6 protein-coding genes and 1 CRISPR repeat array are annotated in these 10,173 nt (G+C 40.8%); of the genes, 1 reads left to right on the top strand and 5 read right to left on the bottom strand.

Features of this window, described 5'->3' with window-relative positions; genetic code table 11:
* Positions 1-213, top strand: a 213-nt coding sequence (locus CF596_RS06970) for an integrase core domain-containing protein (protein WP_143228675.1), incomplete at its 5' end; no start/stop codon positions are given.
* A 59-nt stretch (positions 214-272) separates the two neighbouring features.
* Positions 273-1,020: a CRISPR direct-repeat array (repeat unit 28 nt; unit sequence GTTTGCCATCGCCCAGATGGTTTAGAAG).
* 31 nt (positions 1,021-1,051) lie between these two features.
* Here the strand turns inward: CF596_RS06970 and CF596_RS06965 are convergent.
* The 5 genes from CF596_RS06965 to acs form a co-directional block, all read right to left on the bottom strand.
* A complete protein-coding gene (locus tag CF596_RS06965; protein ID WP_004974289.1) occupies positions 1,052-2,248 on the bottom strand; it encodes a DUF3322 and DUF2220 domain-containing protein in 1,197 nt (398 codons plus the stop codon).
* Complete coding sequence (locus tag CF596_RS06960; protein WP_096901689.1) at positions 2,241-5,618, bottom strand: ATP-binding protein; 3,378 nt, start codon at positions 5,616-5,618, stop codon at positions 2,241-2,243. Before CF596_RS06960 ends, CF596_RS06965 begins: the two co-directional genes overlap by 8 nt.
* A complete protein-coding gene (locus CF596_RS06955) occupies positions 5,606-6,439 on the bottom strand; it encodes a DUF4194 domain-containing protein (RefSeq protein ID WP_096901687.1) in 834 nt (277 codons plus the stop codon). The genes CF596_RS06960 and CF596_RS06955 overlap by 13 nt, the downstream gene beginning before the upstream one ends.
* A 10-nt stretch (positions 6,440-6,449) precedes the next feature.
* Positions 6,450-7,910, bottom strand: a complete 1,461-nt coding sequence (locus CF596_RS06950) for a DUF3375 domain-containing protein (RefSeq protein ID WP_096901684.1) — start codon at positions 7,908-7,910, stop codon at positions 6,450-6,452.
* Positions 7,911-8,110: 200 nt separating this feature from the next.
* A complete protein-coding gene (acs, locus tag CF596_RS06945; protein ID WP_096901682.1) occupies positions 8,111-10,054 on the bottom strand; it encodes an acetate--CoA ligase in 1,944 nt (647 codons plus the stop codon).
* Positions 10,055-10,173: the final 119 nt, after the last annotated feature.

The following is a 10,173-nucleotide window of genomic DNA, read 5'->3' as shown; positions in this document are numbered from 1 at the left end:
TTGGCTGAAACGGTGAATGGCTTATACAAAACAGAGGTGATTGAATATTTAAAAGCGGATTGGCAAGGTTTAGCGGATGTACAACTTGCGACACTAAACTGGGTAGATTGGTTCAATAAAGAGCGTGTACACAGTGCACTGGGTTATGTATCGCCTTTTGAGTTTGAAGCAATGTACTATGATAAGATTAACCCGTTAGGTCAGGTGGCCTAACTTAAATAAAAAAGTCTCCGACAAACCCGGTACGGTTCATTGAAATTGAGCCTCGATCTGTTTGCCATCGCCCAGATGGTTTAGAAGTACACAAACTCATTGGTGATGGTCGCTCTAAAGTTTGCCATCGCCCAGATGGTTTAGAAGTTTAGCTACTAAAATTTGCGTCTGTACGTCACGTTTGCCATCGCCCAGATGGTTTAGAAGACTCAATCAATTGGCTTTCGTAACTTCATTAAGTTTGCCATCGCCCAGATGGTTTAGAAGTATTTGCTTTCGACGATAATCCTGAAAAAGTTGTTTGCCATCGCCCAGATGGTTTAGAAGTATTTGCTTTCGACGATAATCCTGAAAAAGTTGTTTGCCATCGCCCAGATGGTTTAGAAGTCAAGCATGTATAAATCATTAAAGTCGGTTGGGTTTGCCATCGCCCAGATGGTTTAGAAGCACACCGCAGGAAAACACAGCTTCAACAACATGTTTGCCATCGCCCAGATGGTTTAGAAGTACCACGGTTGAAGCCGTATTGCTTGCCACAGGTTTGCCATCGCCCAGATGGTTTAGAAGATTATCGGTTGTGGCGCACTCATATCTTCAATGTTTGCCATCGCCTAGATGGTTTAGAAGATGCCGCAGCCATTAACTCTGTGTTGCCCGTAGTTTGCCATCGCCCAGATGGTTTAGAAGAAAATTTGATCTGAAATTTCAACTGGAAAATCGTTTGCCATCGCCTAGATGGTTTAGAAGTGCAACTTTAGCGGCTGTACGCTCAAAAGAGCGTTTGCCATCGCCTAGATGGTTTAAACATTACACCCCTTATTATCAATCAAATTAATTTTCAAAGTAACTCTAAATAACGATGCACCCAATCAACCGAAATGCGCTCTTGCTCTAAACGCCTATTTTTAAATGTCTGTGCACGCAAATCATGAAATAATTTTAACTCGTCAGCAGTGAGATATTGTGGCTCACTAAAAATAGAGTCTGGTTCATCCACCATATGATTTTGGAACTGTAACACTGTGGCTTCATCCATCATTAAAGCAATCACGTGTGGAATTTTTTGCCGAACCATACTTAAAATATTTAAACCTTCAGAGTCGATATCTCCCCAATAAAAAACCTGTTTATACTGTAACCACTTGGCCTTCATCCATGTAATATTTTTACCCCCACCACAAACCACAATACTATTTTCCAAGTAAGGGCACGCTAAACCTGACTGAATATTTTCAACTACAATTATTCGTTCCGCAGGTAACTCAAATTGATCTAGCACCTCTGTAGACAATTGAAAAACGGGGAGTCCTCCCAATTTTTCCTGCACATTTGGGCAGACGGGTTTGATCGTCAACCAACCTTTGGGGCTATCTAAGCAATCTAGCCATGCCAACAACCCTCCAGCCAGTACGATCTCATCATCATAAAGTACATTGCAAATTGCCTCCGTCAGCAATAAGTTCTGCTCAAGAAACTTCGTGTTTACAGCGCTTAATGGCAAGGCCCTTAAATAAAGCCCTGCCCCCATATTCGGTTTCAGCTGTTCAATCAGCTGAATCAACCATTGCCATTCTTGTTGGCTATAGCGTTCTATCTGCTCTAAATGATGAATTAAAGTTTGAAATAAACGGTGCTGATGACGATCATGCACAAAAGACTGCTTCAAAAAGCTGGATATTTTATCCAACCAGTTTTCAAGTTGTTGCTCTGTTCCTAAAAGCTCAGTAAGCTGCTGTAAAGAAAAAATTCGTAACTTTACTGGAACACGTTGTTCTGAAAGTTGTCGATACTGCCGTTCTTGCCATTCAACCAGTTCAGGATAAGCAAAATCTGTCCACGCTTTAAAAAAAGCATGAAAATGCCCCAAGTTATCTCTAGCTTGTTGGTCTGTGGGCACTTTCAGTGAAATTTCGATTGGAAAAGGACGTTGATTTAACAACCGCTGCTTTAAATTTCGACGATTTTCCCATTCTTTTTTATGCAAAATACCCAAAACGGTATTTGGAAGTAATCCCCACTTCTCAATTTTAGGCATCTAACTGCACCCCAAACTGTTGTGCCTCTCTATGCAGTTGCTGTTGTTTTTGCGCCATTTTTTCATCAATTTCCTGCCAAGTAATTTCACATAAATGACTTTCATGTTTCTCAATATCACGCTCGGCAATTAATAAAGAACGTGCTGACTCACGCGCTAAATTCAAGTTTTTATAAGGTGTGATTAAATTAACATGAATTTTCAACGCCTTAAATACTTTGAGTACTCGACGACTAACCGCTTCAGCTGTGTTTGAAAAAGCTTCATCTAAAAACACTGTACTGTAGATTGGATAATCATAGCCGTCTGGTGTTAATACATAAGCCAAACTCGCTGCCACAATGGTTCCAGCAAAAGATTCTTTTTCTCCACCAGATTTACCACTCGATGACTCCAAAACATCTCGTATTTCTTCTGTAGCCAAATCGACTTCTTCTGCATAGAAAGACATTTGATGACGAGGATCAAGTAAACGCTGGCTTTCAAAAGTATGCGCTGTAACCGAGTTACTCGCTTTTTCTAAAATAGAAATTAATTCAGCTAACTTTTTAAAACGTTGTTCATATTCAATACTATTAATACTAGATACGACCCATTTTAGTTTTTGCTCAAAATCTATGACGTGTGGATACTTTTCCTTTTTGTATCCTAGTCTTAGATAGCTGCCAGACTTAAATTCTGTACGCCGTAAAACCTGATTAATTATGGCAATACGGTCAGTAATTTCTTCTCTATCTGCCTCAAAGCGATTCTGAATCACACTTAAAGACTGCATGGTATGTTTTTGCAGACGCTGTTCAAACTGTTCAACTAAGGCAGGCAAACCTTCCTTTTCTAGTTCATGAAAATAGGCAACGCAATCATCCAATGCGGCCAAACCAACTGCCCATTCACGTTGTAATGCAATATGTGACCATTTATCCTTGCCACGAAACTGACCAATAATGTACGTTGCGCTATTTTTTGCTGAGGTATTTTGGTTGCTGGTATGTTCAATTAAACGCTCTAGCTCTTTTTCCACAGCAGTAAGATAAGCATCCTCCAACCGAGGTGTTTCTCCTATACGCTGTAGCAACAGTTCTCTGGCTTGTTCTGGGACACCTTGGTTTGCTGCCTTTTGCGCTTGTTGTTGTTGTTTTTCTGCATCACTGAATTTCTGTTTGAGTTTCCCCCAAGTGTGTTGTAACTGTCCTTTCTGTTCCTGTAGTTGTTTTAATTCCTCTTTTGCAAGCTCCCAACGTTGTCGAGCTTGTTCAATATTGGTATCTGCCCGCTGTAAATGTTGCAAGTCATTGTTGGTCTGTTGCTGGCGCTCTGTCCAATAAGGAATATTTATCATATCCCATTGGTAACGTAACATTCGCTCCCACAAACTCTTATGCTGTGTTACCTGATCTAACACCTTACGCGATTGTGCAACACTCAAGGCATACTGTTCCAACTGTACCTCAAGTTGTTTCGCTTCATGCTTTAATAAATTTAAACGTGAAGTATTGGAAAATCCCAAACACCAAATTTTTCGATCATCAATCCGCTGTTGATCTTTTTTCTCAAAACGACCTTGCTCACGATGAATTAAGCCCTGTTGTGTCATAGAAAAAGGCGTTGTATTCATGATTGTTGTATCTGCCACACATTGCAGATCAAAGCGAAGCAGATGTTGTTTTAACCAATCACGATATGGATGCTCTCGCCAAACCAATTTCCGCAGAAAACCATTTTCTTTAAAATACACACTTTCTGTAGCATCAAGATGGATCACCTGTAAACGCACATGGGTTTTATTATGACGCGCATTCACCCATTGAGTGACCATCGAATAACGATCTTTCGGCACCAATAACGTTGTTTTTAAACCACCTAATGCTCGTTCAATTGCGCCTTGCCAGCTTTTTTCAGCCTCTTTTACATCAATGAGCTCACCAATAAACATTAATTCATGTTCATCAAAATCTAAGTGCTGTCTAAGCTCATCTCTTAAACGCAATAAATGTACATCATGAATATTACTATTAGGTCTGGTTTCTATTTCCTGAATATCGCTTTGAGTTTCTTTCAGTTGCTGTTGCGTTTGTGCGTATTTGCTACTGACTTGAGCAAACTCATCTTGTCGTTGGGTTTTCTCTTGCCCAATATTTAGAAGCTGCTCATGGGCTATTTTTTGGTTATCAATTAAATTTTGCTCGGTTAAATCATCTTGCAATTGTAATTGCTGAGCATCTTCCTGATAGCGCGATGCCTCTATGGTTAATTGCTTTAACTGACGCTGTATCAGTTCTAGCTCTTTTTGTAAGTTTTCAATCCGATTACCGCCTACTTGTAAATAGTCTTCATGGCAGCGCTCTTGTCGTTTTTCCGCATCATGTTCTTGTTGTTCTAATTGCTTAAACTGCGTATGTAATCGCTGTATCTCTTGCTCCAGCTGATGTATTTTTTCAGTCCAAAACTGAACATACAATTCACCTAAATATGCAGGAAAAGCTTGTTTTTCGAGCTGTAGATTATTCAGTTGCAGAGTTAACGCTGTTATTTGAACAGCTAACTCAGGTAATTTCTGTAAATGTAGGACTTGTTCACGCGCATCTACCAAATGCTTATAGTTTGCCTCTAAGTCAGCAAACTCATTTACTGCAGTCTGTGCCAAAGCACGAACCTGGCTTGGTTCTAAAACCAACTCGCGAATTAATTTAGTCAAATCATCAATTTTCTTTAAGCCTAAAGCACGTGATAACAACGCAGGTGCATTTTTATTATCCATAAATAAATATTTACGATACATCTCCTGATAGTCTTCAAATTTGCTATCAAAATAATGCACGCGTGCATCTGTTTTAGGATTAAAATGTTGTTTTAGCTGGCGAGTATTACCGTCTGCAAATTTTTCTAACACTTCAGTCAGTTGCACATTACGACTTGCAATCATATATAAACGATTCACTTCACTCAGCGAATGTTGACCTTGTCCAACCCAAAACAATCCAATTAAAGTAATCATCGAACCGTCATCAGCGGTATATAGCGCTCTTAATGCTGTTGTCACTGCTTTTTCACGTTTATTTTTTACTCGCGTTCCAGCCCCATCATGTTCTGAACCAAAACTACCACGCATATAAGAGAGTAATGTACGGTCTGAGCGATCGCCCTGCGCAGCTGCTACGTTAAAACTAGCTTTACTTGCAGGTTGTAACAATGCCATTAAACCATCAATAAAGGTAGATTTACCTGCACCATTATCTCCCGTAATAAGTGTCCCTTCAGGATCAATACGTGCGGTATGCAAGTTATGGAAGGAGCCCCAGTTAAATACTGAAATTTCTGACAAGCGAATTTGGCCTTGTGCAAATAAAGTTGAGAGGGTCATTTCTTGCATGATGATTCTCCATATTCTTGTTCGGATTGCTGCAACTTGGCCTTTGCTGCTAATTGTTGATATTCAGATAATAAACTTTGTAAAAACTCGGCATTCACGACATAGCGGATAATTGGCGTAATTTCATAACGCCCTTCTTCACCACGCAGTCCCGTTAATACTTTTTTCTCAATAAATTTTTCTAATGCTGCATTTAGCTTTTTACGATCTTTGCTGTCATGATTCGTTAAAGGAATAAATGGAATTAAACTGCTCTGGATTCGCTCAACATCAATAATAATTTTTTGCTCACCCGCAGTTTCCCGCTCCTGATAATACTTCCGCAAAATAAGTAAAATTAAGGTGTCATATACAGTCAAAGTTCGTTTTCGTATCAGTACAGGAAAATCATCTAAAGGCTGGTTCTCATCTTCCTGTTCATCCTCAATACTTTCAAGATTGATGATATAAGCTACACCTTTCTTGGCATCCAAAACCAACTGGATATAAACCTCTGCCAAATGTCTACGAATTTCCGCTTCATATCGGCACAATAAATCAAAAAGTTTTAAGTTTTCTGCTGCAAGAATAACCCCTTGACGCATGAGATAGACCAATACGCGTCGGGCTGCATGTGGCATAAGCGCATCTGTATCACGATCCTGAGCATGCTCCATCTCTGTTTGATTATCTGCATGTTGTTCCTCTGCCCCAGTTGTAGGAAACGAATCTTCTACAGGCTGATTAGCTTGGATTTCTATATTTTTCTCTGAATTTGAAGATGGTCTGCGTACCATTTCAAAGAAGTTGTCATGCTGTTGTATCTTATTTTCTGATTGCATCTCGATCTCCTTAAAGTGCCAGCTCATCTATATTTTTGGGAAATAAATCTGCACTCAAGTAATACACTGGAATACTGGCCTGCAAATGCACACCTGAACGATCCTTAAGTTCAACTTGCTCGGTATGCTGCATTTGTGGTGCTTTAATGGCTTTTGCTATACGCAAATAAGCAACAAGTTCTTCAAGCCCCGCTTGTAAAGGATGTTCATGTGTTAAGTGGGCAATACTCATCACCCCTTTCTGTGCGAGCGTTTGATATACTTTTTCAGCAACAGCACGAACCCGTACATTGTCTAAGTACTTCAGCATCTGATCACTAGGTTCAGTCTTGTTTTGTTGCTCTTCGACCTCACGTGTATCCATATGTTCTGTGGGACTTTTTAAAGCAAGACTTTCAGGCGAATTCAGCTGGATGGAACCCACGGCTAAATCCACTTGTACTTCTGTTTTTAAATCACACTCCGATTCCAACAATGCCACTGCATTTTTTTCTAATTCCGACAACAACTGATCAATCAAACGGTTTTCCAATGCTGCACCACTTTCAATATAAGCTCTCAAACCTTCTTCTGTACGACGTCGGACTTGGAAAACTCGGCTACTTTCGCGTCCTAACTCACGCATTAACTGACCTAAATATTTACGTTGAGATTCGCTTAATTGTTGTGCAATAGGATGATTCAAAATACTGCGTAACTGCTCTCTAAACTCAGTAGAACGATCTTGATCCTGAAGTAATTGACAAAACCCATCAAAAGCACTGCCTGCATCACTTTGGGCAAGCAACTGCTCTTTTTCCATTAAGCTCAGCAATACTTCTCCACGTGAATAAGCACCACTAATCATATCTAGACGCAACTCTTTATCTCGTAGACGAATCTCATCTTCGACCCGTCTAAAATCGCCTGTAAGAATGGAAGCAAGTTGATAAATTTCTCGTATTCTTTCTTTTTGTTCTGATTCTTCTAATTGTGTAACAACACCCGCCAACAAAGCATCTATTTCATTTTGAATCACTAATTTTTTTTGTTCGAGCAACTCCACTCGTTCTTCAATATTTTCACTCAATGCGACCACAAAATCACGAACCGCATCCTGCACAATTCTTAAATGTGATGCTGTGGTATGGGTTGCTCGCTCATCCAAGCCCTGACAAAAACGTAATACGGTTTCGCTAATATCCGTTTTACTCAGTTTTCCATCTATTTCTCTGAGCCAGCCCGAATGAATCCAATGATTTAAATAATGCGCTGCATTATTTTCTGTCTGCCAAATACCCTGCTCACGACTAGATTTGATCAACTCATCCAAGACATTTCTTGCACGGCCATAAGACACTTCATTTTGTTCTGCAAATAAGTCAACAATGAACGCTAAAATATGGGGTGCGTTATCTGCTCTTAATAATTTCCAAATTGAGTTTTCATTATATAAACGCCGATACTTGGCCTGTAACCCTAGAATATTCATGCCATTCCACATCATTTGTATGATGGTTATTTATTCTACAGTAATTTTTTTATCTCCCAACAAAACCACTGAGCAGGACGACACAAATTGTCGTACAAAGTAAGATGATGTAAACAATCACCTTACTTCATTGAAAAATAATAAAAGTGAAAAACGTTAAACCCGAGCTAACTTTTTTATACGGTCACCACAACCTTAACCTACCGCTCCCCATACACCGTTGCAATCAATTGCTCCACCACTTGCGGCTCAGCCAAAGTAGATGTATCTCCTAAACTATCCAATTCATTCGCTGCAATTTTGCGCAAAATACGGCGCATGATTTTACCTGAACGGGTTTTGGGTAAAGCAGGTGCCCAATGCAGCGCATCAGGTGTTGCCACAGGCCCCAAAATTTTGCGTACCCAGTTGATTAATTCTTCACGCAATTCTTCTGACTCGGGTGTACCAACTTGTAAGGTTACAAAGGTACAAATCCCCTGTCCTTTAATTTCATGAGGCATGCCCACCACGGCCGCTTCAGCCACAGCTTCATGCGCCACCAAGGCACTTTCAATTTCTGCAGTCCCTAAACGGTGCCCTGAAATATTCAGGACATCATCCACACGCCCCGTAATCCAATAATAGCCATCTTCATCACGGCGCGCACCATCTCCCGTAAAATATGCCCCAGGATAAGTCGAAAAATACGCTTCAATAAAACGTGCAGGATCACCCCAAATACCACGCATCTGACCCGGCCATGAATCTTTCATAATTAAATTGCCTTCGGTCGCTCCTTCCAGTTCATGACCTTCGGCATCAACAATTGCAGGTTGTACCCCAAATAAAGGGCGTGTTGCCGAACCGGGTTTCAGCGGAGTTGCGCCCGGCAATGCTGAAATTAATATGCCCCCTGTTTCGGTTTGCCACCATGTATCTACAATTGGGCAACGTCCTTCGCCTACTACGTTGTAATACCAATTCCATGCTTCAGGATTAATTGGCTCACCTACCGAACCCAATAAACGCAAACTACTACGGTCACTTTCACGTACGAAATGATCTCCCTCTCGCATCATGGCGCGAATGGCAGTTGGCGCAGTGTATAAAATGGTGATGTTGTGTTTATCAACAATATGCCCTGTGCGCCCCCAACTCGGATAGTTCGGTACTCCTTCAAACATCACAGTGGATGTACCATTAGATAAGGGACCATACAAAACATAGGAATGTCCTGTAATCCAGCCTACATCAGCGGTACACCAAAACACATCATCCTGTTTCAGGTCAAAAACCTCCCTAAACGTGCTATTCACATAGGTCAAATAACCCCCTGTAGTATGCAAAACGCCTTTGGGTTTTCCAGTAGAACCTGAGGTATATAAAATAAATAGTGGATCTTCTGCATTCATTGGCTCAGGTGGGCAGATATCATTCACCGACATAATTTCCATGTGATACCACAAGTCGCGTTCGGGCAGCATCTCAATCGGATTGCCTGTACGATGCACCACAATCACATTTTGCACACAGTCAGTACCTGCTACTTTTAGGGCAGCATCGACATTAGCTTTTAAATAAATTGGCTTACCACCACGCATGGCCGAGTCGGCAGTGACAATTAATTTGGCCTGACAATCTTCAATTCGGCTAGCCAAAGCATCGGGAGAAAAACCACCAAAAACCACACAATGCACTGCACCAATCCGCGCGCAGGCCAGCATGGCAATCGCAGCTTCGGAAACCATCGGCATGTACAGCACCACCCGATCTCCTTTTTGCACCCCGTTCTTTTTCAGTACGTTGGCAAAACGGCAGGTTTCATCATGCAAAGAAGCAAAAGAAACCACTTTATGTCGAGAAGGATGATCTCCTTCCCAAATAATTGCAGGTTTATGCGGATGTTCTTTTAAATGACGGTCTAAGCAATTGGCACTGACATTCAGTTGCCCATCGGCAAACCATTCAATTTTAAAATGCTCGGGGTCAAAGTTGGTATTTTTGACTTGAGTAAAAGGTTTAATCCAATCTAAGCGTCGGGCTTGCTCTGCCCAATAAGTATCAGGGTCATCTATAGATTGTTGATAGCGTTGAAAATATTCTGCCTCAGTGGTGCGGGCAGTCTTTTTAAATTCATCTGGAACAGGATATACGTCTTTCATCTGCTACTTCCTTGATGTTCTTGCATCTCTCACGAGATGTATGCCACGTTATTGATTATTATTTCTGCACATTTACAGTATGAACTTTCTTTTTTATGGCTCACCATTCGGCTTTAGTC

The organism is Acinetobacter sp. YT-02 (genome assembly GCF_002412355.1).
Taxonomy (GTDB): domain Bacteria; phylum Pseudomonadota; class Gammaproteobacteria; order Pseudomonadales; family Moraxellaceae; genus Acinetobacter; species Acinetobacter towneri.
The sequence above is the reverse complement of the archived record's forward strand: the minus strand, read 5'-3'. Positions and strand labels throughout refer to the sequence as shown.

Coding starts and splice junctions, on each gene's coding strand:
- CF596_RS06965 (WP_004974289.1), bottom strand. CDS start 2,248: ATGCCTAAAATTGAGAAGTGGGGATTACTTCCAAATACCGTTTTGGGT.
- CF596_RS06960 (WP_096901689.1), bottom strand. CDS start 5,618: ATGCAAGAAATGACCCTCTCAACTTTATTTGCACAAGGCCAAATTCGC.
- CF596_RS06955 (WP_096901687.1), bottom strand. CDS start 6,439: ATGCAATCAGAAAATAAGATACAACAGCATGACAACTTCTTTGAAATG.
- CF596_RS06950 (WP_096901684.1), bottom strand. CDS start 7,910: ATGAATATTCTAGGGTTACAGGCCAAGTATCGGCGTTTATATAATGAA.
- acs (WP_096901682.1), bottom strand. CDS start 10,054: ATGAAAGACGTATATCCTGTTCCAGATGAATTTAAAAAGACTGCCCGC.